Source organism: Variovorax sp. OK212, assembly GCF_900112425.1.
Classification (GTDB): Bacteria; Pseudomonadota; Gammaproteobacteria; order Burkholderiales; family Burkholderiaceae_C; genus Variovorax.
This window is the reverse complement of record NZ_FOLP01000011.1, coordinates 200,896-227,515: the sequence shown is the minus strand read 5'-3', so window position 1 is coordinate 227,515 and position 26,620 is coordinate 200,896. Positions and strand designations below refer to the sequence as shown.

The 26,620-nt window shown below is 68.3% G+C and carries 20 protein-coding genes and 2 pseudogenes; 13 read left to right on the top strand and 9 right to left on the bottom strand.

From position 1 onward, the window contains the following. Window positions 1–167: 167 nt before the first annotated feature. The 4 genes and pseudogenes from BM004_RS40850 to BM004_RS40840 form a co-directional block, all read left to right on the top strand. Window positions 168–326: pseudogene (locus tag BM004_RS40850) on the top strand (IS5/IS1182 family transposase); the annotation flags it as partial. 22 nt (window positions 327–348) lie between these two features. Then, complete coding sequence (locus BM004_RS27205) at window positions 349–1,173, top strand: VENN motif pre-toxin domain-containing protein (protein ID WP_093218181.1); 825 nt, start codon at window positions 349–351, stop codon at window positions 1,171–1,173. Window positions 1,174–1,429: 256 nt separating this feature from the next. Then, window positions 1,430–1,810, top strand: coding sequence for a hypothetical protein (locus BM004_RS40845; protein WP_143072522.1), 381 nt, complete (start codon window positions 1,430–1,432; stop codon window positions 1,808–1,810). A 296-nt stretch (window positions 1,811–2,106) separates the two neighbouring features. Next, window positions 2,107–2,325: pseudogene (locus BM004_RS40840) on the top strand (ShlB/FhaC/HecB family hemolysin secretion/activation protein); the annotation flags it as partial. Window positions 2,326–2,432: 107 nt separating this feature from the next. Here the strand turns inward: BM004_RS40840 and BM004_RS27195 are convergent. Beyond that, entirely contained in the window at window positions 2,433–3,329 is an 897-nt protein-coding gene (locus BM004_RS27195) for a LysR family transcriptional regulator (protein ID WP_093129432.1), read from the bottom strand. A 69-nt stretch (window positions 3,330–3,398) separates the two neighbouring features. Between BM004_RS27195 and BM004_RS27190 the strand changes: the two genes are divergently transcribed. The 4 genes from BM004_RS27190 to BM004_RS27175 all read left to right on the top strand — a co-directional run bounded on the left by BM004_RS27190 (window position 3,399) and on the right by BM004_RS27175 (window position 11,864). Beyond that, complete coding sequence (locus BM004_RS27190) at window positions 3,399–4,850, top strand: amidase (RefSeq protein ID WP_093218178.1); 1,452 nt, start codon at window positions 3,399–3,401, stop codon at window positions 4,848–4,850. Between the two features lie 53 nt (window positions 4,851–4,903). Continuing rightward, on the top strand, window positions 4,904–5,875 hold the full coding sequence (locus BM004_RS27185; protein ID WP_093218177.1) for a tripartite tricarboxylate transporter substrate-binding protein: 972 nt from the start codon (window positions 4,904–4,906) through the stop codon (window positions 5,873–5,875). A gap of 4 nt (window positions 5,876–5,879) precedes the next feature. Then, complete coding sequence (locus BM004_RS27180; RefSeq protein ID WP_256220068.1) at window positions 5,880–7,361, top strand: MFS transporter; 1,482 nt, start codon at window positions 5,880–5,882, stop codon at window positions 7,359–7,361. 447 nt (window positions 7,362–7,808) lie between these two features. Further along, complete coding sequence (locus tag BM004_RS27175) at window positions 7,809–11,864, top strand: non-ribosomal peptide synthetase (protein ID WP_093218176.1); 4,056 nt, start codon at window positions 7,809–7,811, stop codon at window positions 11,862–11,864. A gap of 39 nt (window positions 11,865–11,903) precedes the next feature. Here BM004_RS27175 and BM004_RS27170 read toward each other — a convergent pair whose 3' ends face one another. The 8 genes from BM004_RS27170 to BM004_RS27135 all read right to left on the bottom strand — a co-directional run bounded on the left by BM004_RS27170 (window position 11,904) and on the right by BM004_RS27135 (window position 22,156). Next, window positions 11,904–13,463 (bottom strand): sensor domain-containing diguanylate cyclase, encoded by a 1,560-nt coding sequence (locus BM004_RS27170; protein ID WP_093129429.1) that lies wholly within the window; start codon window positions 13,461–13,463, stop codon window positions 11,904–11,906. A gap of 164 nt (window positions 13,464–13,627) precedes the next feature. Further along, window positions 13,628–14,527 carry a helix-turn-helix transcriptional regulator gene (locus BM004_RS27165; RefSeq protein WP_093218174.1) on the bottom strand — a complete coding sequence of 300 codons (900 nt, stop codon included), beginning with the start codon at window positions 14,525–14,527 and terminating at the stop codon, window positions 13,628–13,630. Window positions 14,528–14,587: 60 nt separating this feature from the next. Next, on the bottom strand, window positions 14,588–16,369 hold the full coding sequence (locus BM004_RS27160) for a tannase/feruloyl esterase family alpha/beta hydrolase (protein WP_093218211.1): 1,782 nt from the start codon (window positions 16,367–16,369) through the stop codon (window positions 14,588–14,590). Window positions 16,370–16,383: 14 nt separating this feature from the next. Next, window positions 16,384–17,388, bottom strand: coding sequence for a Bug family tripartite tricarboxylate transporter substrate binding protein (locus BM004_RS27155; protein WP_256220067.1), 1,005 nt, complete (start codon window positions 17,386–17,388; stop codon window positions 16,384–16,386). A 60-nt stretch (window positions 17,389–17,448) separates the two neighbouring features. Continuing rightward, window positions 17,449–18,258, bottom strand: a complete 810-nt coding sequence (locus tag BM004_RS27150; protein WP_093218173.1) for an enoyl-CoA hydratase-related protein — start codon at window positions 18,256–18,258, stop codon at window positions 17,449–17,451. After that, a complete protein-coding gene (locus BM004_RS27145; protein ID WP_177206622.1) occupies window positions 18,255–20,138 on the bottom strand; it encodes an acyl-CoA synthetase in 1,884 nt (627 codons plus the stop codon). Before BM004_RS27145 ends, BM004_RS27150 begins: the two co-directional genes overlap by 4 nt. Window positions 20,139–20,240: 102 nt before the next feature. After that, complete coding sequence (locus BM004_RS27140; RefSeq protein WP_093218207.1) at window positions 20,241–21,083, bottom strand: SDR family NAD(P)-dependent oxidoreductase; 843 nt, start codon at window positions 21,081–21,083, stop codon at window positions 20,241–20,243. A gap of 125 nt (window positions 21,084–21,208) precedes the next feature. Next, window positions 21,209–22,156, bottom strand: coding sequence for a GlxA family transcriptional regulator (locus BM004_RS27135; protein ID WP_093129425.1), 948 nt, complete (start codon window positions 22,154–22,156; stop codon window positions 21,209–21,211). Between the two features lie 111 nt (window positions 22,157–22,267). On the opposite strand from BM004_RS27135, the gene BM004_RS27130 reads away from it, so the two are divergent. The 5 genes from BM004_RS27130 to BM004_RS27110 all read left to right on the top strand — a co-directional run bounded on the left by BM004_RS27130 (window position 22,268) and on the right by BM004_RS27110 (window position 26,613). Further along, complete coding sequence (locus tag BM004_RS27130; RefSeq protein ID WP_093218170.1) at window positions 22,268–22,801, top strand: MOSC domain-containing protein; 534 nt, start codon at window positions 22,268–22,270, stop codon at window positions 22,799–22,801. A 50-nt stretch (window positions 22,802–22,851) separates the two neighbouring features. Beyond that, a complete protein-coding gene (locus BM004_RS27125) occupies window positions 22,852–23,613 on the top strand; it encodes a hypothetical protein (protein WP_093218168.1) in 762 nt (253 codons plus the stop codon). Window positions 23,614–23,788: 175 nt separating this feature from the next. After that, on the top strand, window positions 23,789–24,703 hold the full coding sequence (locus tag BM004_RS27120) for a LysR family transcriptional regulator (RefSeq protein ID WP_093218166.1): 915 nt from the start codon (window positions 23,789–23,791) through the stop codon (window positions 24,701–24,703). 268 nt (window positions 24,704–24,971) lie between these two features. Beyond that, entirely contained in the window at window positions 24,972–25,814 is an 843-nt protein-coding gene (locus tag BM004_RS27115) for a transporter substrate-binding domain-containing protein (protein WP_256220066.1), read from the top strand. A 40-nt stretch (window positions 25,815–25,854) separates the two neighbouring features. Next, window positions 25,855–26,613, top strand: coding sequence for an amino acid ABC transporter ATP-binding protein (locus BM004_RS27110; protein ID WP_093129420.1), 759 nt, complete (start codon window positions 25,855–25,857; stop codon window positions 26,611–26,613). Window positions 26,614–26,620 lie beyond the last annotated feature (7 nt).

The following is a 26,620-nucleotide window of genomic DNA, read 5'->3' as shown; positions in this document are numbered from 1 at the left end:
TGCTCCAGGTAGCTATCGAATCGCTCGGCTGCATTCATCAATCCTCCAGCTCGAAGTCCGGAAGATCGAATTATGTCATTTGTGACACAGTAAGACTAGGGAACGTCTGATCAAGTCCACCGATGGCCGACCTGAACGTTGATCACCCAGCTGAAGGAGCGCCAACGATGAGCCAGATCAGTTTTTCGGATGCCGAGCATGCAGGCAAGAGAAAGAAGACGCGCCGTGAAGTCTTCCTTGCCGAGATGGAGCTGGTGTTGCCCTGGAAGGCACTGCTCAAAGTCATCGAGCCGCACTACCCGGTGACAGGCCGCGGGCGTCGGCCGTAGCCGTGGCGAGAGCGATCCGATGTACCAGCGCACGCGCGACGACGGGGCGCGTGGCGAGACGGCGAACTACACCCAAATCGACAGCAAAAAGCTGACGCTGGATACGCCGACGGTCAACGTGCAGTTGGGGCAGAACGCCACCAAGGGGCCGAACCAAACCTACATTGCGCAGCAAACCCTCGAGCAGGTCCTGCAAGGCCAGCGCGATCAAACCGGCATGGACTGGTTGAATCGAATTCAGAAGGACCCGGCGCTCAGTGATTTGAAGATCAATTGGCAGGGCGTTCCGTTGGAGCAACGACAGTGGGCCGAGAAACAGGGAAGCCTCACCCAAGCCGGTGGAGCAGTGGTGGCGATTGTGGCGACCGTGCTAACTTGGGGGGCCGCCAGTAGCGTGGGAGCCGCGGCTGGCAGCGCGGTGAGCGGAGGCACCACGGGGCCTGTGGGGCATATGGCGGGCAGTTTCTACAACCCATCAAATGATGCTGCGCTTGCGACGGCTACGGTACTTTTTGGCCAAATGATGGCGGGTATTGCAGGCGCCTTAGTGGGCGGCAATCAGGCGAGTGCCGATATTGCTTCGCAAGCCGGAGCGAACGCCGTTGAAAACAACCAGCTTGGCCGACGTTACGCGCCCAAGACTCCAGAAGAGCAACAAAAAAGAATGGGGAAGCTGTTTTCTTTGGCGGCAGACTTTATGGACTCCTTTCAGGATTTTTGCCGTGAATGCTCAGCAGCCGGATTTAAAAGCATGAATGCCTCAATCTCCAGCGAATATGCTGAAAAGCCTCAGACGGAAGTCCCGCGCTTGCGGTTTTTGACGCCAATGCACGCGTTGCGATAGTGTACCAATCATTTTTTGAGCAAGCCAGCATTACTCAATTGGGTTTATTGGTTCACGAATATGTTCACACAATTCAAGGCAGAAAGGCGGCCATACCATCGGCGAACTCACCTCTGTGGAGTAATTATGCAACTCAGCCATGGGAGCTTGAGGCAAATAAAATTCAAGATGCATTCAGAGAACGGTTTTCGGAAAAATTCATTGCCAATTTTGGAGGTCTTTTTTGATAAGAAAATTTATCATTTTTATTGGCGCAATGCTGCTCTTTCGTGCGGCACTGGCAGATGCGGGCTTTCCATATCAATCCCAAGTTAAAATTTCTCGGAAATCTGCTTTTGGTGAACTTGGCAATGCCGCAAAAAAAGAAATCGAAATTATTTACAAAGAATCGATTGAAAAGTGCGCCGCAAATCCTGGGGCAAGTGATTTTATCGTCGTCACCGATGTCGCGCCAAGCGATGCGGGTGATTTTTCAAATGCCTCGAATGAGCTCCTGTCGATAAAAGATTACATTTCGACTCTCGGATTTCCTCGGAATATGATTTTCACGGATGTAATTCGGAGAAAAGAAGGGGTTCAGGCAATTTCTCCAAATGTTGTCATTGAACTTTCTTGTCGGCGTAAAGCGGAAAAGTGATTCTGAATACAAAGTACAAGATTTCAGGAGCGCTCTGTGCCAATCACAAAAAACCGATCTGCTGGTGTAGATCGGGCGCAGTTCCAAGGAACAGTAGCCGGTTCTGAGAATCACGAAGTTCTATAGACAAAAAGATAATGAAGCCGTCACATCCTTTTCAACGCTCTGCCGTTGCCGTCGCGTTTCTCTTCGCCGTGCTTCTCTCCGGTTGCGCCACCAAGCTCACGCATCCCATCACTGGCTACACCTGCTGCAACCTGCGCCCTGACTACGGCTGGGTCTCCAGCGCCAACATGCTGGGAGGCCCTATCGTGCCGGCCGGCGAGCCCGTGGTGCTCGACACCATGAAGCGCGACCGCTACGTCTACTCGGGCTTGATCCGCGCGCAGTGGAACCGCACGCCGCTGACACCGCAAGACCGCTTCGCCATCGGCGGGCGCTACACGGTGCGCGGCTTCGATGGCGAGACGAGCTTGATGGGCGAACGCGGATGGCTGCTGCGCAATGACATCGGCTGAGGGGCGCTGCAGGAGCGCTCAAACACATCGAATGTCAGTGCAACGAGCCTGCGAGCGCAGCGGGGCAACACCCACTCTCGTCATCAAGCCAATTTACGACCTGATCAGACGTTCCTTAGTACTGTGCGCGCGCACGCCAGGAAAGGCTTGATAAGCGGGCTGTCCCAATCGCTGCGCCAGCACGCGGCAATGTCCATCGTCGCGTTGACGTTGCGAAAGGGCCGGAACACCACGCCCGGAGGCCGCCCGATCTGAGCGCAAGCAGGCAGGATGGCCACGCCCTTGCCCGCCAGTACCAGCGCCAATGCAGACACCATGGTCTCGACCCGCTGCGCAACGGGCATGCTGACGTCGTGCCGCCGCAGCATCGACGTGACGACGGATTTGTCGATGTCGCCTTCCGGAACCGGGAGGCCGATCAGAGGCATGCCCGAGAGTCGCGCCAGCGGAATGCTGGACATCCGCGCCAATGGCGAATCCGACCGCACGGCAAGCAGCAACGGCTGGGTGCCGATGCGTTCGACCGCAATGCCGGCCTGGGCAATCGGCGGGATGCAGATCGCAACCGACACGTCCGAGTCGGTGATGGCCGCTACGTTGTTGACGGCATTCAGCTCCACGTATTGGATCTCCACGTCCGGGAGCTTGAGCCGAAGCTCGTTTTCCAGCCGGGGCAGCACGAGGTAAGACAGCACGACCATGGTTCCGATCGTGAGTCGCCCCCTGCTGCCCGATCCGACGGCACGCGCGGCGTCGAAGCCTTCGTTGGCGAGCAGCAATGCCTCCTTGGCACGTTGGAAGAGCGCATTTCCCGCATCGGTGATTTCCATGCCGCGCGCCGCCCTGCGAAACAGGGGCGCGCCTATGGCCGCTTCGAGGTTCTTGATGTGAACCGACAGCGGCGGCTGGGCCATGTTGAGCCGCCGCGCTGCCTTGCCGACGCTGCGTTCCTCGGCGACGGCCACGAAGTAGCGAAGGGATCTGAGGTCGGGTGTAGCCATACGCTGTGCATATGCCTTTTCAAGAAAACAGTATTGGACGCCATATTGGAGCCCCTCAATCATCTGCGCATGAAGAACTTTCCGCGCCTTCCAAAATCCGAAATCTGCGAGATGACCGCGGCGATGATGCGCACGCTGGTCGCGCAACGCGAGCTCTCCCCGGTGGAGATCGTCGAAGAGGTGCTGCGCCGCGCCGATGCGCTCCAGCCGCACCTGAACTGCTTCATCACGCTTTGCCACGAGCAGGCGATGGAGCAAGCCAGGCAAGCCGAGCAGGCGCTCATGAGAGGCGAGGCCGTGGGCATGTTGCACGGCTTGCCGTTCACGGTGAAGGACATCGTCGACACCGCGAACGTCAGAACGACCTACGGATCGCTGCTGCATCGCGATCACGTTCCCGCGCACGACGCCCTGGCCGTGGCGCGCGTGCGCCAGGCGGGCGGCATCCTCATCGGCAAGACGACCTCGTCGGAGTTCGGCGCCAAGTGCATGACCGATGCGCCGCTTTTCGGCACCACGCGCAATGCATGGGACCCCGCGCGCACCAGCGGTGGCTCCAGCGGCGGGGCGGCGGCGGCGATGGCGGCTGGCATCGCACCGCTTGCCATTGCGACCGATGGGGGCGGCTCCACCCGGATTCCCGCCGCGTGCAACGGCGTGGTCGGGTTGAAGCAAAGCCTGGGTGTGGTGCCGCACAGCCAGGTGCAGGACGCGTTCGGCAACTACACCTACGTGACGCCCACCACGCGCAACGTGGGAGACACGGCGCTCATGCTGCAGGCAATGACCGGTGCCCATGGGTCCGACCCCTGGTCGTTGGGCGTACCGGCCCAGCGCTACTTCGACGACCTGCAGCCCGGCGGCGACCTGCGAGGCAAGCGGATTCTTTTCAGCGCAACGCCGGCGGGGCGGCCGATTGCCGCCGACGTCGCCGCCGCTTTCGAGGCCGCCCTTGCAACCCTGCGGTCGATGGGCGCAGAGCTGGAGGAGATGTCGGGCGAGGGCTATGACGTCGAGCCGGTGTGGCGCGTGATCAATCACACAAGCTGGCGTGGCCGGTTCGCTCCGCTGGCTGAGGCGCATGCCGATCAGTTGAGTCCTTCGCTGCTGCAACAGCTCGCGCTGGTGGAGCACGTCGACGGGGTCGCCTTTCAGCAGGCGATGTTCGCGAGGACAGCGCTCTTTCGAAAGGTCCAGGCGCAGCTGGAGACGCACGACTTCATCTTCACGCCGACTTTGTCGCGCACGGCGCTGCCGATCGACCAGGACCTCTTCGGAAGCATCGAGATCGACGGCCAGGCGTTTGCCGAGGTGCGTCCCAACTGGTTCCCCTGGACGATGCCGTTCAACCTCACCGGGCATCCGGCCATCAGCCTGCCGTGCGGCGCAGGCAGCGACGGATTGCCCATCGGCATGCAGCTCGTTGGCAGGTTCCGCGAAGACTTGCATCTGCTGCAGGCCGCGTCGGCTTTCGAAGCCAACCACCGGCCGGCGAACCCGCTGCCGGTCGTGGCCTTCTGAGCACGCGTTGTCCCTTCCTTTTTTTCGTCAATCAACCTTGCAGGTATCTCACCATGACCTCGTTCCTAAAGACATTCGTGCTCAGTGCGCTGGTCGCACTGAGCGCAAGCTTTGCGCATGCCGACAGCAACACGCCCATCAGGCTGATCGTGGGATTCCCGCCGGGTGGCGCGCTCGACAACCTGGCGCGGGCGGTGGCCGAGGACTTGCGCACGACGCTCAAGGAGCCTGTGCTGGTGGAGAACCGGCCCGGTGCGTCCACCCGCATTTCCATCGAAGCGGTCAAGACCGCACGGCCTGACGGGCGCACGATTCTGATCGGCGCGACGCCGCCGTTCGTGTTCTTTCCGATGACCTATGCGCGGCTGAACTACGACGCCGACAAAGACTTCATTCCCGTCGCCCATCTGGCAAACGTCCCCAGCATCGTCTCCGCCTGCGCGGGCCAGCCGTACAAGACGATTCCCGAATACGTGGCCTGGCTCAAGAAGAACCCCGGCCAGGCCAGCGTGGGCATGACCAACCTGGGGGGCGGGCTTCACTTCAGCGTGCTGCAACTGTCCAAGGCCATCGGCGTGCCTCTCACGGCTGTCACTTACAGGGGCGGGGCGCCGCTTGCGACGGACATCATCGGCGACCACGTGCCGCTCGGCACCGACGCGCTGGCCAGCCAGTTGGAGCTTCACCGCGCCGGAAAGCTGCACATCCTGGGCGTCGCGGGAACCAGGCGGCTGAGTTGGTTGCCCGATGTTCCGACGATCAAGGAATCGGGCTACGACGCGTTCGATCGGGCCAACGCCGCCTATGCTGCGTTCGTGCCGGCGGGCACACCGAAGGACGTGGTGGCGAAACTTGAAAGCGCATTCCTGGCCGCCATTCGCAGCCCTCGGGTGCGCGGACAACTCGATCGCATGGGCCTTGAGCCGACCGGGCTTCCCGGCGCGGAAGTGACCCGGGTCATGAACGAGGATCGCGAGTATTGGCGCCCCATCGTCAAGGCTTCGGGATTCAAGAGCGAAGACTGAACCGGTGGCGGCCACATTCATCGCCGGCCATCCGGGCACCGAGGCGGCCGCCGATGACGAGGACAAGGCCGGATGGGCCGTGCTCGTTGCGGCATGCCTCGGCGCGCTGTTGTGTTTTCTGAATCTCAGCGCGCTCAACGTGGTGCTCCCCGCGGTAGGGCGCAGCCTGCAGGCGTCGCCAGCGCAGGCGAGCTGGATTCTGCTGTCCTACATGCTCGTGAGCACCGTGTGCATTCTCAGCTTCGGCAGGCTTGCCGACCTGTGGGGGCGGCGGCACCTTTTCCTTGCGGGGTTGGGCCTCTTCGTGGTCGCCTGCGCAGCCTGTGCGGTCGCGACAACTGCCGAGACGATGCTCGTCTTCCGGGTTTGCCAGGCCGTGGGTGCCGCGGGCGTCATGGCGAATACCAGCGCCCTGGTGGGCGACGCGTTCGGCCGCCGCAGGATGGGGCTTGCCCTTGGCGTGCTCGCGATGGTGGCCGCGCTTGCTCAGGTCGTTGGCCCGCTGGCAGGCGGGTTTGTCGTCTCGTGGTGGGGATGGCGGGTTCTCTTCATGCTCAACGTTCCCGCCGGCCTTCTCGTTCTGGTGTGGTCGTGGCGGATTCTTCCGAAGACGGCAGTGGTCCGGGTCGAGCGCTTCGACCTGGTGGGCGCCGTGCTGTCCCTTGTCGGAATCGGGTGCGTGACCTACGCGCTGTCGATGGCGGGGAGCCACGGGTGGGCAAGCATGTCCGTGTGGGCCTTCCTGCTTGCGGGTGTTGCAGGAATCCTGTTGTTCGCCTGGGTTCAAAAGCGCGCGGCGAGCCCGCTGGTCGACCCGGAGCTCTTCAGCGATCCGCGACGCCGCACTGCTTACGTCTGCATCCTGCTTCTGTCGATGACGCAGGCCGCCCCCCTGTTGCTGATTGCGCTGTATCTGCAGGCTTGCACGAGTCTCTCCGCTTCGGATGTCGGGCTGCGCATTGCACCTGTGGCCCTTGGGATGCTGACGGCTGCGCCGGTTTCGGGCAGCCTGCTGCACCGTTTCAGGCCGGAATCGATCTGCGTGGCGGCGATGCTGCTTGCCGGATGCGCGCTGGCGCTCCTGGCCGCGCTGTTGCAGCCAACGATCAGCGCGGGGCAGCTCGCCGTTTGCCTCTTGATGCTGGGCTGGGGCATAGGGGGGTTCGTGACGCCCAACAACGCGTCGATTCTGCAGAGCGTGCGCCCTCAACGTCGAGGCATTGCGAATGGTGTGCGTTCGACGCTCCAGAACGCGGGAATCATGGTGGGAACCGCGTTGACGCTGAGCGTGGCCATGATGCAACTGCCCGAGGGCTCGCAGCGCATGGTCCTGGGGCACGGTGGCTCAGGGCTTTCGGCATTCGATGTTGCGCTGTTCACACAGGGTGCGAGGTATGCGCTGTTCATGCTCGCGTTGCTTTGCCTGTCGGGGGCTGCGCTGCTCGCGAAGACACGCCTTCTGCCCGAAGGGCCGAAGTCAGCCTGAGGTCGATGCTGGTGGTCACAAGGCAAGGCCGACTCCTGGCCGGACCCTGCCCTGCCCCATGTCCATGGAGACAAGACTCTGGTGTGCGTGTCCATACCCGCCAGTTCCGGGGCAATGGCGCTCCTCTGCATGGCGCCGGAAAGCAGAACCCCGAAGCTGGCCGGACCGCCCTGCGCGACCCGCGCCCACCCTCTCGCGGGTTTGGCTGGGCGGCACCGGGTACCCAGGCCATGTCGACGGGGTAGTACGTTTCCGCAAGGAATTTTTCTCGATGTAACGCCCTCGCTAAGTAGTACATCCTTCGTATCAAACACCCTACGATGCGAAAAAACGAGGGAGCGACACGACGACGCGTGTGCTCAAGACCCCACCCGGTTTCTTCTTGTCCACCCGCATGGAGGATCAGTCTGTGTCGATCGCAAGCGGTTTCAATGAGAGGGCGGGCGCATGAGCGCCGTTCCACACCCCACCCCCATCGCCACGGAACTCCCCGTGCTCGAACTGCCGCTGGACCGCCCCCGGCCCGCGGTACCTGCTGCCGACGTACGGCGCACGCAACGCGCGCTCGACCCTACCCTGGCGGCGGCCGTGCACGCGGCAAGCGGCCCGTCGAGCAGCTTGTTCACCGGCCTGCTCGGCGCCTTCGTGGCCACGCTCTACCGGCTGACGGGGCAGGACTTCGTCGTGGTGGGCATTCCCGCGGCAGGGCCGCCAGCGCAGGGCTCGCCGCCCATGCGGCCTGTGTGCATCGCCACGCATGCGCAACTGCCATTCGACGCGCTGATGGCCGAATGCCATGCGGCGGCAAGCGGCACGCTTCCAAGCCGGCCGTCGCCGATGAGCGTGCGCTTCAGCCTCGACGCGGACGTCGATGACGGCGCGGACTTCGAGCTCTTCCTGGACCTGCGGTCGTCCCATGCCGGCCTGGTGGCCAAGGCGCACTACGACGCCGGCCTGTTCGACGAGGCCAGCGTCCAGCGCTGGCTCGAGATGTTCGAGTGCGTGCTGCGCTCGGCCGCGCAAGACCCGGCGCAGCCCATCGGCCGGCTCGACGTGCTCTCGCAGGACGCCGCCTTCGCATTGGCCGCGCTGCAGCCGCCGCGCACTGTGCTTGTGGGCGAACCCTTTGCGCATGCCGGCTTCGTGGCACGCGCCGCGCTGGCGCCCACGCAACCCGCCGTGCGCGACGGGCAAAGCAGCTGCAGCTACGGCGAGCTCGACGCGCTGTCCAACCGCATGGCGCATGCGCTGCGCGAACGCGGCGTCGGCCGCGGCCAGCGCGTGGGGCTGTGCCTGGAGCGCGGCATCGACATGTTCGTGGCACTGCTGGCCGTGCTCAAGTCGGGCGCGGCCTATGTGCCGCTGGACCCGAGCTTCCCGCAGGCCCGGCTCGACTACTACGCCGAAGACGCGGGCTTCAGCCTGCTGCTGACCACCTCGGACGTGGCGTGCGCACCGCGTTCGTGGTGCGCCGACGCGGCCGCCCGCCTGTTCGAGATCGACCGCGAGACCGGCTGGCGCACCGCACCCGCCGTTGCGCTCGCACCGGGCGAGCAGGACGCCCAGCCCGAAGACGCCGCCTACGTCATCTACACCTCGGGCTCCACCGGCAAGCCCAAGGGCGTGTGCGTGCCGCACCGCGCCGTGGCCAACCTGATGCAGTCGATGCAGCAGGCGCCAGGCATTGGCCCGGGCGACCGGCTCGCGGCCGTGACCACGCTGTCGTTCGACATGGCGGTGCCCGAAGTGCTGCTGCCGCTGGCGGCCGGCGCGCAGATCGTGCTGGTGCAGCGCGAAGTGGCCATGGACGGCCACCGCCTGCGCGCGATGCTCGAGCAGGAACGCATCACCATCCTGCAGGCCACGCCCGGCATGTGGCAGTTGCTGCTCGAGGCGCAATGGCAGGGCGTGCGTGACGGCGGCCCGGCGCTTCGCGGCTGGATCGGCGCCGAACCGGTGCGCGCGCGCCTTGCGCTCGAACTGCTGGAGCGCTGCAGCGAACTCTGGAACCTCTACGGGCCGACCGAAACCACCGTGTGGTCGACCGCATGGCGCATGCAGCGCGACGTGGTGGCGTCGCGCGGCGTGTCGATCGGCCAGCCCATTGCCAACACCGACGTGTGGATCCTCGACGCCGCGCTGCAGCCCTGCCCCATCGGCGTGCCGGGCGAGATCTGCATCGGCGGCCAGGGCCTGACGCTGGGCTACCTGGAGCGCCCCGAGCTCACCGCGGAGCGCTTCGTCAGCGTCGACATCATGGGCACCGCCACGCAGGTGTACCGCACCGGCGACCGTGGCCGCTGGCGCAACGACGGCCTGCTGGAGCACATGGGCCGGCTCGACTTCCAGCTGAAGGTGCGCGGCTACCGCATCGAGCCCGGCGAGATCGAGGCGCGCTGCAACGAGCATGCGGGCGTGTCGCGCAGCGTGGTCGTGGCGCGCGAAGACCACCCCGGCGACGTGCGCCTGGTCGCCTACCTGGCGCTGGTGCCCGGTGCCGCGCTCGAGCGCCGCGCGCTGATGCAGCACCTGCGCGAGCGGCTGCCGTCGTACATGGTGCCGCAGCATGTGGTCGCCCTCGCGGCGCTGCCGACGCTGCCCAACGGCAAGGTCGACCGCGCCTCGCTGCCGGCGCCGCATGCGGCGCCGCGCGACAGGTCGATGGCATCGCACGCGCAGCGGCCCTCGCCCACCTATCGCCCCGGCCGGCAGAGCGCGCCGCTGACACCGCCGCAGGAACGCATTCGCCTCAAGGAACAGCAGCACCCCGGCCGCGCGTTCCACAACCTGCCCCTGGCGCAGCGGCTGCTGGGCACGCTGGACGCGGCGCGCTTCGAGCAGGCGCTGCGGGAAGTGATCCGCCGCCAGCCCGCGCTGCGCACCCGCATCGCGGTCGATCCGGGCAGCGGCATGGCGATGCAGTCGATCGCGCCGCACGCGGCGTTCTCCCTGCCGGCGTTCGACCTGCGCGGCCTGCCGGCCGACCAGCGCGAGGCCGAGCTTGTCGACCGCATGCAGGAGCTGGCCGACCGGCCCATCGACATCCACCGCGCACCGATGGCGCACGCGGCGCTGTTCCGGCTCGGCGAGGAAGACCACGCCTTCGTGTTCGTGCCGCACCACCTGGTGTGGGACGACGGATCGTTCGACCTGCTGCAGCGCGAACTCCCGGCGCACTACGACGCCACCGGGCACGCGCCGCCGATCACCCTCGCGCCCGGCGACCATGCGGAATGGCTGGCACGGTGGATGGAGGAACCGGCCTTCGAGGAACAGCTCGGCTTCTGGCGCCGACGTGCAGCTGGCGCAGTTGCCGCGGCTGGCACGGACGGCACGGCCCGCGTCCTCCCGCCCGAGCCCCGCACCGACATGCCCCGCCGCGCAGGCAGGAACGGCCAGGGCGGCACGCAGCCGATCGACATCGGCCTCGCCACCACGCAGCGCCTGCGCGGCGTGGCCCAGGGGCTGGACGTGACGCTCGGCGAGCTGGCCTTCGGCATCTACGCGCTCACCCTGGGCCAGGCGATGGGCGCCGACGCGATCGCCATCGCCCACCCGGCGCAAGGGCGCGTACAGCCCGAGGCACAGGACGTGATGGGCCTCTTCGACAACGTGCTGCCGGTGTCGCTGAACCTCGACATGCGCCAGTCGCTGCCGCAGTTCGTGCGCGGCGTGAAGCAGGAGCTGCTCACGCTCGCGAACTACCAGCACGCGCCGGTCGAACAGTTCATGGCGCCTAGCCCGTGGAAGTTCTCGTTCCGGGCGGCGAGCGACCCGACGCATCGCTTCGCCGGCCTGCAGACGCGGCAGATGCACCTGATGCAGCGCGGCGCCACCGAGGACATCGCGCTGCGGCTGGTGGAAGGGCCGCTCGGCCTCGAAGGCGCGCTGGTCTACAACGCGGGCCTCTACCTGCGCGAAACCGGCGCCCAGCTGCGCGAGCGCTACCTCGAGCTGCTGCACCGCGCCGCCGACCGGCCCGAAGCCACGCTCGCCTACATCGCCAGCGCCGAGGGCTCGGCCAGCGCGGCATACCTGCAGCGGCTCGCGCCTGTCGATTCAACGAGCGTGGTGGGCGCTCAGAACGTGCCGGCCTTCGCTGCCGAAAAAACGCTGCCGCACCTGGTCCAGCCCGAGCAGGCGAAGCTGGCGCAGGTGTGGGCCAACGTGATCCGCATCGACGTCTCGGACATTCGCGCGAGCGACAACTTCTTCGAGCTCGGTGGCGACTCGCTGCTGGCGCAGCGCGCGGTGCAGCAGACCGAGCTGCTGCTGGGCTACCGCGTGGCGCCGCAGCGCTACCTGTTCGAGACCCTCGGGCAGATCGCCGCCTCGTCGATGGCGGCAGCGGTGCGCACCATGCCGCCGGACGACGGCGCGCAGGCACGGCAAGGCCTGCGGGACATGCCGGAAGCACGCAGCCCGCGCAGCCCGCGCAGCCCCGGCCTGCTGGGGCGCACGCTGGGCGGCTGGTTGCGCAGGACCGAAGGGCCCAGCGACTGAAGCAACTGAAACGACCGAAAGACGAGCCCCGCGCCGGGCTCAGTCGATCTCGGGCGCCTGCAGGCTGGCCGAGATCTGGTACTCCACCCAGCCCCAGTAGTGGTCGAGCGTGGTGCCGTCGCGCACGGCCTTTTCCCAGTTGGCGAGGGCGAAGGCCGGGTGCTCCGCGGCGGGGGCGTATTTGTCGCGCAGGGCGGCGGCGTCCAGGGCGACCTCGTCGGCATAGGCACTCAGCGAGAAGAGCGTGGTGTTCGAACCCGGCATGTCGGCAAATGCATGCTCGCGGCCCGTCGTGGCACCCTGGCCCGCGAGCACCACGCAGTCGCGGCCCCGCGCCTTGGCCCGCAGCAGCGCCATGTCGGCTTCCTTGAGCGACGCGCTCGAGTCGCGATCGGCCCTCAACGGCGCAATGCCGATCGACATGGTGAGCGGCATCGTTTCCGCGCCGGTCACGAACGGGTTGTCCGAAAACGCCTGGCGCAGCGCCTCCACGCAGGCATGGGCCTCCGCCAGCGGCATCGCCTCGAACACCAGCCCGAATTCCTCGCCGCCCAGCCGTGCAATGGGCACCTGGCCGGGCACCAGCGCGCGCAGCCGCCGGGAGACCTCCACCAGCGCCACGTCGCCCACGTCGTGGCCGAAGCGGTCGTTGATCGACTTGAAATAGTCCAGGTCGATGATGGCCACGGACGCATGCGCCCCGCCGCGCACCACCGCCTGGGCCGACTGCATGGCCGTGTTGAAACGGCGGCGGTTGGGCAGGCCGGTCAGCGCGTCGGTCTCGGACAGGTCGATCAGCCGCCGGTTCAGCAGCGACAGCTCCCGGTGCGCGGCACGCAGGGCGTTCTCGCGCTGGATCAGCTCCGTCACGTCGGTCCAGACGCAGGCGGTGCCGCCCGCGTCCCAGGCCTGCTCCTGCACCCGGTAGAAGCGGCCGGTGCGCGCGCGCATCGTGAGCGGTGCCGGAATGGGGCCGTGCTCGGTGCTCAGGCACAGCTGCTCGTAGGCCTCGTCGTCGCCGAAGATGTCCGCGAACTTCTTCCAGTAGCTGCCCTGCTCCGCGCCGCGGCGCTCGAGCGCCGGCACCCGCCGGATCAGGCTCATGAAGTGCTCCGAGAAGAACCTCGAATTCACGTAGCGCAGCACCCCCGCGGCGTCGTGCACGATCAGGCCCACGTTGGCCACGGCCATCAGGCCCTGCAGCAGGCTGCCCTCGGCGCCGGGCGCCTTCTGCGCGGACACGTCGGACCAGACCTTGAAGCGCCCGCCGTCCGGCTGCGGGAACATGCGCAGCTCCAGCCAGCGCCCGTCGGCACGCTGGTACTGCACGGGACCTTCCTCCTGGCTGTGCCTGAAGACGGCGTTGGTCATCGCGTCGGCGCGTTCCTGCGCCGAGGCCTGGGGCTGCTGCAGCGCCAGGAAGGGCTCCAGCGTTTCCAGGAACGGGGTACCCACGCGCAGGAAGGGCGCCACCTCGGGGAAGAAGGCCAGGTAACGCTCATTCCAGAACGTGACTCGGTCCTCGGCGTCGTAGCCGCACACGGCCGATGCGCCGTGCGCCATCAACACCTGCGCCAGAAATTCTGTGCCGGAAAACATCTGATTCGTCCACGCCTAGCTGTTTGGAGCCGCGCGCCATGCACGTCCCTTCCTGACCAGATTGTTTCACGAGTTGACAATTGCACATCAGAAATCGGAGCAGCAAGGCCGCTGCGGGCCTCCAATTGGCCTGAAACGGGCCGAAACGGCCTGCTTTATGGCCCTTACGCCACAGCCGGTACGGCCAGTGCAGCCGGTGCAGCAGGCGCACCAGCCACGCCCGGCGCGGCGGCCACCTCGGCCAGCGCCTTCGCAAAAAGCTCGTTGCGGTGGTGCAGGCCCATGCGCTCGAACGCGCGGTTGCGGTAGGTCTTGACCGTGCCGGCCGAAATGCCGAGGTCGGCCGCGATGCCGTCGTAGGTCCAGCCGCGCAGCAGCCGCTGGCACACCTCGCGCTCGCGGCGCGGCAGCTCGGACAGCGCCGAAGGCTCGGGGCTGAGCGCCACCACGTCGTCGGCCGGCAGCTCGCCCACGTGCTGCGGCGCCGTCAACCGCAGGTGCAGCTGCACCGTCGCAAGCAGCGGCGGCGCCAGGCTGCACAGCAGGTCGACCTCGTCGTCGCGGAACGACGACTGCGCCATGCCGCGGTACAGGTTCACCGCCAGCACCCCGCCCGACGGGTCGCCTTCGACCAGCGACACGCGCTCGCGCAGGCCGTGGCGGATGTAGATCGCCTTGCGGTGCTCCAGCGGGATCTCGCGCGCATGCCAGCGCGTGACGACCGCATCGCCGCCTTCGGTGACCTCGCGCGCCGCGAGAAAGGTGCGGTCCCGGCTGTACAGGCCGCGGCGGTACACGCGCCAGGAATCGCGCGTGCCGTCGGCAATGCCGAAGGCGCCGCCGCCGTAGCTCTCGGGCGGCGCGTGCGGGTACAGCCTGTAGATCGACATCCAGCACATCGGCAGCATCTTGTTGAGTTCGGCCAGCGCCTTGGCGCTGAAGTCGGGCTGGCCGGTGCAGCCGATCACGCCGGCCAGCGCGAGGCTGGCGCGCTCGGGCGCGCCGCCGCCCGGCGCCGCGTGCGTGCGGTGCGCGGGTGGCTGCTTGAGGGGAATCAGGTCCATGCGCTCAAGCTACCGGCGGCGGGGCGATCTTCCATCGGGGTTGACCCTGTTCAGGCCGCTTCAATTGCAACCGAAGCTGGCCGCATCGTCGATGCTGCCGCTGCCCTTGTAGCGCGGCTGCTTCGGCCAGGCGCACAGCGGGCGCGTGCGGCCCGGCGTGGTCACGTCGCGGTTTTCGGGCCGGGCGCGCGCCACGATGCGCTCGGGCGGCCGTCCCTTCTCGACCCAGTTCACCAGCGCGCTCAGGCCGTCGTACTGGTCGGTGGCCGGGCCGCCCGAACAGTGCGCCATGTTGGGCACGGTGAACAGGCGCGCCACGGCGTCGGTGCGCTCGCCGTAGCGCTCGCGCAGCAGGCCGAGGTAGCGCACCGTGTCCTTCACCGAGAACACCGGGTCGCTCACGCCGTGGAAGAACAGCATCTTGCCGCCGTGCCGCGCGAAGGCATCGACGTCGGGCGAGTCGGGCACCTCCCATTGCATGGCCGACTGGGGAAAGGCGGCGTCGACCGCCGACACCTTCGCGCTGTCGCGCGCCACGTCGTAGCCGAGCGCGTGGCCGTAGAAGTCGGCCGTGACCGTGGGCGGCGTGCTGAAGACCATGGCCAGCGCGCCGGTCATGAGCGTGATGTTGCGCGCGTTCGGCGCAGCGCCCGGAGCATCGCCGAACTTCCAGCGCGTCCACTCCGCGGAGTGCAGGCCGGCGTCGAAGGGCCAGTCGCTGTAGATCGCGCGGCCGTTCGCATCCTTGGGGCCGGCGAACGACTTCGCCAACACATCGACCTGCGTGCCCGTCAGGCACTGGGCCGTCTTGGTGGTCTGCGCGGTCCGCGCCATCTTCGCGGTCTTGGCGGTCTCGGCGGTCTTGGCGCCGGTGCAGCGCAGTGCCTCGGGCCTGAACCCGCAGGCGGGCCAGTTGTCGACGATGCCGTCCTTCAGCCCGTCGAGCGCGTCGCACTGGTTGAGCACCTCGGTCGTCAGCAGCTTCATGTCGGCGGGCGAGAAGGCGGCCGAGAGCACGGGCCGGCCGCCGACCAGCGGCGCGTTCTCCGCCGCGGCTTTCGCATAGAGCTGCGTGTCGTACACGGCCTGCACCGAGGCCAGCGGCACGCGGTACGCCGGTGCCGATGCGATCACGCCATCGAACATGTCGGGGTAGCGCTGCGCCATCATCATGGCCTGCCGGCCGCCGTTGGAGCAGCCGACGAAGTAGGAGCGCTCGGGCGCCTTCGCGTAGTGCGCGGCAATCAGCGCCTTGGCCACGCGGCCGGTCTGCGCCATCGAGTTGTAGCCGTTGTCCAGCCGCGCCTGCGGGTCGAGGCCGAAGCGGTACGGCCCATCGGCGCCCGGCTCGTCGAGGTGGCCGGTGTCGGTGAACACCACCGCGTAGCCCTGCAGCAACGCGTTGCCGGTGTTGCCGCCGCCGGTGAGCTGGCCCACCGCATCGCGCAGCGTGCCGTCGGTGCCGCCGCCGCCCTGGAAGAAGAAGCGGCCGTTCCACGCAGTGGGCATGCGCAGGTCGAAGCCGATGGCGTAGGGCTTGCCGTCGATGCCGGTGCGCTCGTCGATCTTGCCCTGCACGTGGCAATGCGCGGGCACCGGCGCCTTCGAGCCGGGCGCGCCGGGCTGCACGCCGGTCAGCTGGATCTCGCCCGCGGGCACGCTCTCGCTCAGCGTGAGCCGCGTGCCGGCCGGCACGGCGGAGGCCAGGCCGGCGCAGGCCAGCGGCGTGCCCGCCCGGCCTTGCGGCACGGGCACGCCGCGGTCGACGCTGCCGCAGCCGGCCGCCAGCCCGGCGGCCGCAACGAACGCGGCGAGCGCGACGGGACGCCATGACAGGTGCATGCGGCGCACCACGCTCAGTCGCCCTTGAAGCCGGTGGAGGCCACCACCTTCTGCCAGCGCACCGAGTCGGTGGCGATCATGCGGCGCGCATCGGCCGCGCTGCTGCCCAGGATGCTGAAGCCGGCCTCCTCCAGCCGGCGGCGCACCTCGGGCGACTGCACCGCGGCCACCACCTGCGCGTTGAGCTTGGCAACCACGCCCTCGGGCGTGCCGGCCGGCGCGAACAGCACGAACCAGGCGGAGAAGTCGGCCTTGGGGAAACCCGTTTCCGCGAACGTGGGCACGGCCGGCAGCAGCGGCGAGCGCTGCGGCGCGGTGGTGGCCAGCGCGCGCATCTTCTCGCCCTTGACCTGCGCCATGGCCAGCGCGGTCGACACGAAGGCCGCCTGCACATCGCCCGCGATGATGGCCGTCACCGCGTCGCCGGTGGCGCGAAAGTGCACCGGCTCCACCTTGAAGCCGCCCTGCTCCGCGAACATCTCGGCGCCGAAGTGGCCCGGCGTGCCCGCACCGAAGGTGCCGAAGTTGACCTTGTCCTTCTCCGCCCTGGCCATCTTCACGAAGTCGGCCACCGACTTCGCGGGCGAGCTGTTGGGCACCACCAGGATGAAGTCGGTGCGCACCACCTCCGACACCGGCAGCAGTTCGCGTGCCGGGTCGTATGGCAGCCTCGAGAACGCGGCCGGCGCGATGCTGATGGCGCCCACGTCGGCGATGAGCAGCGTGTAGCCATCGGCCGCGCTCTTGGCGACGAACTGCGCGGCAATCTGCCCGCCCGCGCCCGCGCGGTTCTCGATGACCATCGGCTGGCCGATGGTCTCCCCCAGCCGCTGGCCGAGCACGCGCGTGAGCACGTCGGGACCGGTGCCGGGCGCGAAGCCCACGGCAAGCCGCACCGGCCGCGAGGGGTACGCCTGCGGCGAGGCCTGCGCGAGGGCGAACTGCGGGCAGGCCAGCGCCAGGGACGCCGCGGCGCCGGCAGTGAGGCAGCCTCTTCGGGTCATCTGCTTGTCGTTCATGGGTTTGTCTCCGTTGGTTTCGAATCGAATGCGTTTGCCGGTGCGCCTGCCACCGGGTCCTCACTGCCCGGTGTAGCCGGGGCTGCGCTTTTCCATGAAGGCCCGCGGCCCTTCGCGCGCATCGGCGCTGGCGAACACGGCCTTCTTCGCGCGGTCTTCGAGCCGGTAGCCCACGTCGAGCGGCACGCCGTTGGCCTCCATCACCGTCTGCTTCACGGCCTGCACGGCGAGCGGGCCGTTGGCGGCGATCTGCAGGGCGATCTCCTCGGCCCTGGCCATCAGCTGCGCGGCCGGCACCACGTGGTTGACGAGGCCGCACTGCAGCGCGGCCTCGGCCTTCATCGGCCGCCCCGTCAGCATGAACTCCATCGCGCGCGCATGCCCGATCTGCCGGGGCAGCCGCACCATCGAGCCGGCGAAGGGAATCAGCGCGCGCTGCACCTCGGGCAGGCCGAAGCTCGCATGCTCCGCGGCAACGCGGATGTCGGTGCCCAGCATGGTCTCGAAGCCCGCGGCCATGCAGGCGCCGTTGATGGCGGCGACCACCGGCTTGTGCAAGGCAAAGTCGCGCAGCGACGATGCCGCCAGCACCAGCGGGTCGTCGAGCATGCGCTGCTCGAAAGCGTCGGCCGGTGCGCGCGCGCCGGTCATCAGCGGCAGCGTGGTCGCGAGGTCGCCGCCCGCGCAGAAGGCGATGTCGCCCGCACCGGTGAGGATCGCCACGCGCAACGCGGCGTCGGCGCGAAAGTCGACGAAGGCATCGGCCAGCAGGCACAGCATGCGCGGCGTGAGCGCGTTGCGTGCCTCGGGCCGGTCGAGCGTGAGGATGGCGACGTGGCCGCGCTTCTCGTAGCGGATGGGGTCGCTCATGGCGTCGCTCCTTCGGCCGCACCGACACGGCAGGTCAGCGCGAACACGCCAAGCAGTTTTCGCACTTGCGCGGCGGTGCCGGGGTCGTCATCGGTCGTCGCGCAGTGCAGCACCAGCCCCTTGCCTTCCGCGCGCACATCGACTGTCACCTTCGACGCCAGCGTGCTGCGCGCAATGCGGTCTTCCACCACCCAGCGGATCGCCATGGCGCGCAGCGTGGGCTTGTAGAGCTTGCCGATCGCGGTGACCGGCAATGCGTCGAGGATGAAGATGGCTTTCGGGAACGCGGGCCGCTCGGGAATGCGCGCCTGCGCGAACTCGGCCAGCTGTTCGATACCGACCGTGCGCCCGGGGCGCAGCGACACATAGGCCACCGGCACTTCGCCCGCGTACTCGTCGGGTGCGCCGACGGCGGCGGCCAGCAGCACGTCGGGGTGCGCCATGAGCGCGTCCTCGATCACCACCGGGTCGATGTTGTGGCTGCTGCGGATGATCAGGTCCTTCGAGCGCCCGGTGACGAACACGCGCCCCTGCGCGTCGATGCGGCCCACGTCGCCAGTCACCAGCCAGCCGCCGCCGATCAGCACGCCGGCGTTGTTGTCCGCATCGGTGTAGCCCGGCCCCACGTTCGGGCCCTGGATCTGCAGGATGCCCTCCTCGCCCGCCGCCAACGCCGTGCCGGTTTCGTCGGCCACGCGCACGCGGGTGAACGGCAGCGGCCAGCCGACCGAGCCCGCCACGCGCGGCGCGCCCGCGGGTTCGATGGCGATCACGCCGCCGCACTCGGTCATGCCCAGGATGTTGCGCACCGCGATGCCCAGGCGCTGCTCGAAGGCCTCGGCCAGGTCCGACGGCAGCGGCGAGCCGCCGGTGAGCAGGCAGCGCACGCGCGACAGGTCTTCGCCATTCGGCGCTACGCCCAGCAAGGTGGACATCACCGTGGGCACCGCCGCCAGCAGCGTCACGCGGTGCAGCGCCACGAACTGCCAGTAGGCCTGCATGAAGGCCGTGTTGCGCAGGCCCAGCAATGTCGGCAGGACCACCTCGCCGCCCGCGAGCAGCGTGGACAGGCCGTACACGAACGAGCCCGCCACGTGGAACAGCGGAAAGCCGTTGAGCACCACGTCGCGCTCCGACGTGCCGTACATGCGCGCCGCGCCCCAGGCCGCATGCAGCTGGTTGCCGTGCGTGTGCTGCGCGAGCTTGGGCCGGCCGGTGGTGCCGCCGGTGTGGAACAGCGCGGCGATGCGGTGGGCGTCGGGGTGCCGCGCGCGTTCGAGCGGTGCGTCCGATTGAGCGGCGAGCAGCGCATCGAAGTCGAGCGCGCCTTCCACGGCGCCCCCGCCGGCGTTTACGGCGCTTATGGCGTTCACGGCGTTCACGGCGACGACATGCGCGAGCGACTTGCAACGCTGGCGCAAGCCCGGCACGCGGCGCCAGATGTCCAGCTCGGCGGTCGGCCCCAGCGCCACGAGCACGTTGACCCGCGCGGCGTCGATCAGCTCGGCGATGTGCTCCTCGCCCAGCAGGTAGTTGATCGGGCAGGCCACGCCCACGGCCTCGGCGCCCCACAGCGTGAAGTAGGCCTCTGGAATGGCCGGCAGCAGGAACGCGACGCGCGGCTCGGCATCGCCGCACAGGCGCTGGAATGCGCGCGCGGCGCGGCGCACCTGCGCCACCATGTCCGCGTGCGTCCAGCGCGCGGGCGGCACCGACGCGTCGGCACTGCGGATGTAGGTGATGGCGGGCCGCGCCGGGTGGCGGCGCGCCGCGTCTTCCAGCGCGTCGAGCACGTCCGCATGCGGCATGAAGCCTGCGTACGGCGCGGCTTCGATCGCGCGGATGTCCTGCAAATCACCGATGCCAGCTGCTGCTTTCAAACGCGCGCTCCATGTCAGGGGAAGCCCGTGGCCGGGCGAAGTTCTGACAGGGAGCGTAAGCAGGCGCGGCGGCGGCGTCTGTCCGCCGCGATGGGGACAGGCTTACCCTGAGACGGCCACGCCGGCGCCCACGCCCACGCCCACGCTCACGCTCACGCCGTACCGGGCGGCCGGCCTGGTGCTCGACAGCCGGCCCGACATCGCGCGCCGCGCGGCCTCGAAGGCATTCCATTCCTCCTGGCTGGGCAGCGACGGAATCGTCACCTGCTCGCCCAGGTCGAGCCCTGCCAGCGCGGCGTCGACCATGTCTTCGGCCGTCATGACGATCTCGCTCGGCAGGTGCTGCACCGGCAGGCCGGCGATGCCCCAGAACTCGGTGGCCGTGGCGCCCGGCAGCACGGCCTGCACGCGCACGCCCTTGCCGGCGAGCTCGTGCTGCAGCGACTGGCTCAGCGCCAGCACGAAGGCCTTGCTGGCGCCGTACACGCCGTTCAGCGTCTCGGGCGAGACCGCCACGATGGAGGCGATGTTCACCAGCGTGCCCGCGCCGCGCGCCACGAAGGCCGGCACCGCGGCATAGGTGAGCCGCGTGAGCACGTTCACGTTGAGCGCGATCATGTCTTCCATCTTGTCGATGTCCGACGCGAGCAGCGGCGCGGTGGCGCCCACGCCGGCGTTGTTCACCAGCAGCGTGATGCCGGCGTTGGTGCGCAGCACCGCCTCGACGCGCGCGAGGTCTTTCGCGTCGGTCAGGTCGGCCGCCAGCGTCTCGACCTTGCGGCCGGTTTGCGTGACGAGCCGGTCGGCCAGCGCGCGCAGGCGTTCGCCGTTGCGCGCCACCAGCACGAGGTCGTAGCCGCGGCGGGCCAGGCGGTCGGCGTACACGGCGCCGATGCCCGAGGATGCGCCGGTGATGAGGGCGGTGCCCTGGGTCGTTGCAGTCATGAAAACTTCCTTTGTCGCCACGTCGTTGTGTGGCATGGGGGAAGTTTCCTCCTGGGAGCTTATGGCGTAAATGTCATATAAGCCACCTTTCAGGACACAGCGCCACGCGCCCCGCACTCAGCGCCTCAGGCCGCGGCCACCTGCTGGCGCGCCACGCGGCGCACGCTCTGCGGCGGCTGGCCCAGCGTGCGCAGGAACGCGCGGCGCATGCGCTCGGGGTCGCCGAAGCCGGTTTCGCGCGCCACCACGCCCAGCGCGAGGCGGCCTTCGTCGATCAGCCCGCGCGCGGCTTCCACGCGCAGGTTCTCCACGGCATGCGCGGGCGACTGGCCCGTCTCGGCCTTGAAGGCGCGGCTGAACTGGCGCGGGCTCAGGTGCGCCACCTCGGCCAGCTCTTCCACCGAAAGCGTGTCGCGCAGGTTGGCGCGCGCATGCACCAGCGCCTGCTGGATGCGGTCGGACTTGGGCTCCAGCTCGAGCAGCGCCGAGTACTGCGACTGCCCGCCCGCGCGCCGGTGGTACACGACCAGCTTCTTCGCGATGAAGCGCGCCACCTCCACGCCCATGTCTTCCTCCACCAGCGCCAGCACCAGGTCGATGCCCGCGGTCATGCCGGCCGAGGTCCACACCGGCCCGTCGTTGATGAAGATGCGGTCGGGCTGCACCTTGATGCCGGGGTGGCGCTGCTGCAGCTCCTGCGCAAAGGCCCAGTGCGTGGTGGCGCGGCGGCCGTCGAGCACGCCCGCGTCGGCCAGCCCGAAGGCGCCGGTGCAGATGCTGGCCACGCGGCGCGCGTTGCGCAGCCCGGCGCGCAGGAAGCGGCACATCTTCTCGGAGGTGGGCGCGACGCTGAGCGCGCCGGTCATCAGCAGCGTGTCGAACTTCGCCGCACTGAAGCGCCTGCTGTCGGTGGAAACACCCGATGAACTGGGCACGAGCCCGCCTTCCTCGGACAGAAGCTCGACCTTGTAGACCGGCTGGCCCGCATGCATGTTGGCCAGCTCGAACGCGGCAATGGCGGCCAGGTCGAGGATCTGGAAGCCGGGGAACACGAGCACGCCGATGCGCTTCATGGCGATGTCCTGAAAAGAGGTTTCTGCTGAATGGCGGACGCAAGGCTAACCGCCCCGGCCTGACCGCGCGGGCGCCAGGGGCTCCGCGCGGCCCTTGCGCACAATCGCCCCATGCCCGATCTCCGCGAATTGACCCGCCAGTTCCCCCGCCCCGGCCGGCTCGACACCATCCTGCTGCGCCCGGCGCACCGTGCCCCGGTGCAGCCGGTCGACGAGGCGGTGGTGCTCGAAGGCCGCGGCCTGCAGGGCGACCGCAGCAGCAGCGCGGCGCGCCCCGGCGGGCGCCGGCAGGTCACGCTGCTGCAGGCCGAGCACCTGCCCGTCATCGCCTCGCTCTGCGCGCTGGCGCAGGTCGGGGCGCACGTGCTGCGCCGCAACCTCGTGGTGTCCGGCCTGAACCTGATCGCCGCGCGCCCGCTGTTTCGCGACCAGCCGATGGTGCTGCACATCGGCGCCGACGTGGTGCTGGAAATCAGCGGGCCGTGCGAGCCGTGTTCGCGCATGGAAGAGGCGCTCGGGCCCGGCGCGTACAACGCGCTGCGCGGGCACGGCGGGCTGACGGCGCGGGTGCTGCAGGGCGGCGTGGTGCGCGTGGGCGATGCGGTGGTGTGCCGGCCTGCGGTAACTTCCACATCCACCGGCTGAATCCGCCAGCCCCCTCAACCCCACTGCAGCCACTGCAAGCACTGCAACCCATGACGCTCAACCTGAACCTCGTCTTCACATCGCTGCCGAACACGCCGCTGCTGCATGAATGCCTCGTCATGAGCGCGGCCGGCTACGGCTTCTTCCGCGAAGAGAAGGTCACGCTGGGTCTTGGCACCACCTGCCTGGTCCTGATGGTGGAGGGCCGCGAGCCGGTGCCCGTGCCCTACTTCGAACTGGCCGAGTTCACGCTGTCGAACTCCGCCGTCACGACCACCGGCCACACCATGCCCGACTTCGGACTCTTCGGCGGCCTGCTTTCCGGCCAGTCCACCAACGAGGAGTTCTCCACCTCCACCACGCAGCCGGCCGCACAGACCTTCATCTCGCTGGTCACGCACCTTGGCGAACTGCATCTCGTCTATACCGGCCTGGCGCCGGCGATGCTGCGCATGGTGCTGGCCGAGGCTTTTGCCGTCTGGCGGCAGCACCAGCCGGAGTGGCTGGAGAAGCGGCGCAAGTCGGTCGATGCCTATGTGGAGCGCGAAGCCCTCGACGAGCAGACGCGCGTCGCGTTGAGGGCGCGGCTGCTCCAGCCGCTGGTGCCCGAGGCACCGACCCCTTCCCCTTCGTCCTTCGGCGCGTTCACCGGGTTGCCCACCGACCCGTCGACGGCCAGCGCGTTCGAGGCACCGGTGCGCATGGGCGTGTGCCCGGCCTGCAGGAAGGAGATTCCGTTTTTCTCCGAGGAATGCCCGAAGTGCCAGGCGCTTTTCGGGCCGGATTCGGCGTGGCAGGTACGGGCGGTGTGAGGCGCCGAGTGGCCGGCAGGGAGGTGGCAGGCCCCGAGGCCTCCACGGCGGTCCAGGACTGAGCGCGCAGGTCGCCGTTCATGCCCGCCGCTCAGGCCACCGCTCCTGGCCACCGTTCCTCGCCGTGCGGCCCGCGCCAGTGGCGCCCCAAGGGGTGCCGCTAAAGTTGTACACCATGAATCTGCGTCAAATCGAAGTGTTCCGGGCCATCATGGCCACCGGGTCGGTCAGCGATGCCGCCCGCCTGCTGCATGTGTCCGTTCCCGCCATCAGCCGCGTGCTCTCGCACACCGAGACCCAGCTGAACTTCCCCCTCTTCATCCGCATCAAGGGCCGCCTGTCGCCCACCGCCGAGGCACGCCGGCTGTACCACGAGGTCGAGGACGTGTACCAGGGCGTGCAGCGCATCAGCGACCTCACGCACGAACTGATGGCGCGCCGCTCGGGGCTGGTCAGCGTGGTGTCGAGCCCCGGCATCGGCCACATGCTGGTGCCGATGGCCATTGCGCACTACCACCAGGCCAACCCCGAGACACGCGTGCACTTCAAGTGCCTCAACCAGGACCTGCTGCGCGAGCGGCTGCTGAGCCGGCACTTCGACCTGGGCATCTCGCTGGAGGCGGTGGACCACCCGAACCTCATCACCGTGCCGATCGCGCGCTGCCGCATCGTGTGCATCTGCCCGCGCACGCATCCGCTGGCCGCGCGCAACGCGGTGGGCGCCGAAGACCTGCTGCCGCACGACCTGATGTCTTACCCGCGCGGCACGCCCTTCGGCGAACTGGTGCGCAACTTCTTCGCGCCGCTGGAAGACGCGCCGCGCATGACGCTGGAAGTCGGCTCGCCGCAGAACGCCTGCGCGCTCACGCACCTGGGCGCGGGCATCGCGCTGGTCGACGAGTTCTCGCTGCAGGCCTGGCCCGACGCGCGCTTTCGCATCCTGCCGGTCGAGGGGCTGGAGCCGCTGGTCGCGCACCTGGTTCACCTGCGCACCGACCCGCTCTCGCCGGCCGCCGAAGCCTTCGTGCGCACCCTGCGCAGCGTGCTCATGCAACGCGGGCTGGCCGCGCCGCAACCGCAGGAAGGCTGATCGCGCGGCCGAGGCTTCGGCCGGCCCGTCTTACCCGGGAATGCCCCAATAGCATGCGTTTCGCACCACGGATAGGCATGCACCGACATGGCGCACCAGCGCGGGGCCAGGTGTTAACACACGCGTAACGACGCCGCACAAAGCATCAATCGACGCGGCTTTTCTCCCTCGAAATAATTCATCGCATCGCCGCAGCACACCACTGCGGTGCGGGCCGCCCCCCGGGGCCGCCTCCATCCGCCTTGCGATTTTTTCTGGAGAAATGCCCATGTCCCGTTCCCTCAAGTTCCTGCTGGCGCCCCTGGCCTTCGCCATGGCCCTCGGCACCGCCGTCGCCGAGACCGCGCCGCTGCGCACCGGCATCGACCCCAACTTTCCGCCGCATGCCTTTCCGAAGCTCAGCGGCGGCTACCAGGGCTTCAACGTCGAGCTGGGCGAGGAAATCGCAAAGCGCCTGGGCCGGCGCATCGAGATCGAGGGCGCGCAGTACTCGGCGCTGATTCCCGCGCTGAACGCAGGCAAGTTCGACTTCCTGATGGCGCCGACCACGGTGTCGCCCGAGCGTGCGAAATCGGTGCTGTTCACCGAGGGCTACCTGGAGAACAACTTCACGCTGGTCATGAAGAAGGACCGCAACGACATCCAGCGCCTGGAAGACCTCAAGGGCAAGACCATTGCCGTGAACAAGGGCTCGGGCCCCGAGGAATGGGCGCGCAACAACCAGGCGACGTACGGCTACGAGATCGCCGTGTACGGCACCAACGCCGACGCGGTGCAGGCCGTGATCTCCGGGCGCGGCGACGCCAACCTCGCGGGCGTCACGCCGTCGGCCTGGGCGGTGAAGAGCACGCCGGCCATCAAGACCACCTTCACCATCAAGACCGGCTCGGTCTGGGCCATTCCGTTCCGCCTGGACGACAAGGCCGGGCGCGACCAGGTGAGCAACGTGCTCAAGTGCATGAAGCTCGACGGCTCGCTGCAGAAGATGCACACCAAGTGGTTCGGCGCCGCGCCCGCGGCCGACTCGGCCACCGTCGTCTCGCCGGCCGGCCACGGCATTCCGGGCCTGTTCGGCTACGAGGCCACCGCCGCCAAGCCCGTGTGCCAGTGAGCGCCCAGCGCCGCCGCCCACCGCCCTTCCCAACCCACCGATGACCGCCGTGACGCCTTCCTCGCTCCTGCAGGTGCGCAACCTGCACAAATCCTATGGCAGCGTGCCCGTGCTCAACGGCATCGACCTCGATGTGCAGGCGGGCGAACTGGTCTCGGTGATCGGTCCCTCGGGCTCGGGCAAGAGCACGCTGCTGCGCTGCTGCAACCGCATGGAAGACGCGACCCGGGGCGAGGTGCGCGTGGAGGGGCACGACATCTATGCGCCGGGCGCCAACCTGAACCGGCTGCGCGAACGCGTGGGCATGGTGTTCCAGGCCTTCAACCTCTACCCGCACCTGGACGTGCTCGGCAACGTGACGCTGGCGTTGCGCAAGGTCAAGAAGATGGCGCGCGACGCGGCAGAGCACACCGCCATGCAGGCCCTGGCGCGCGTGGGCATGGAGCACAAGGCGCGCGTGCGCCCCACGCAGCTGTCGGGCGGACAGCAACAGCGCGTGGGCATTGCGCGCTCGATCGCGTTGAAGCCCGCGCTGGTGCTGTTCGACGAGCCGACCAGCGCGCTCGACCCCGAGATGGTGGGCGGCGTGCTGCAGGTCATGCGCGAGCTGCGCACCGACGGCATGACCATGGTGGTGGTCACGCACGAGATGGGCTTTGCCAAGGCCGCCTCCGACCGCGTGGTGTTCATGGACGGCGGCGCCATCGTCGAGCAGGGTTCGCCCGCGCAGGTGTTCGAGGCGCCCACGCATGCACGCACCGAAGCCTTCATTGCCAGCATCGGCAGCCGCGCGCTCTGAGCGCCCG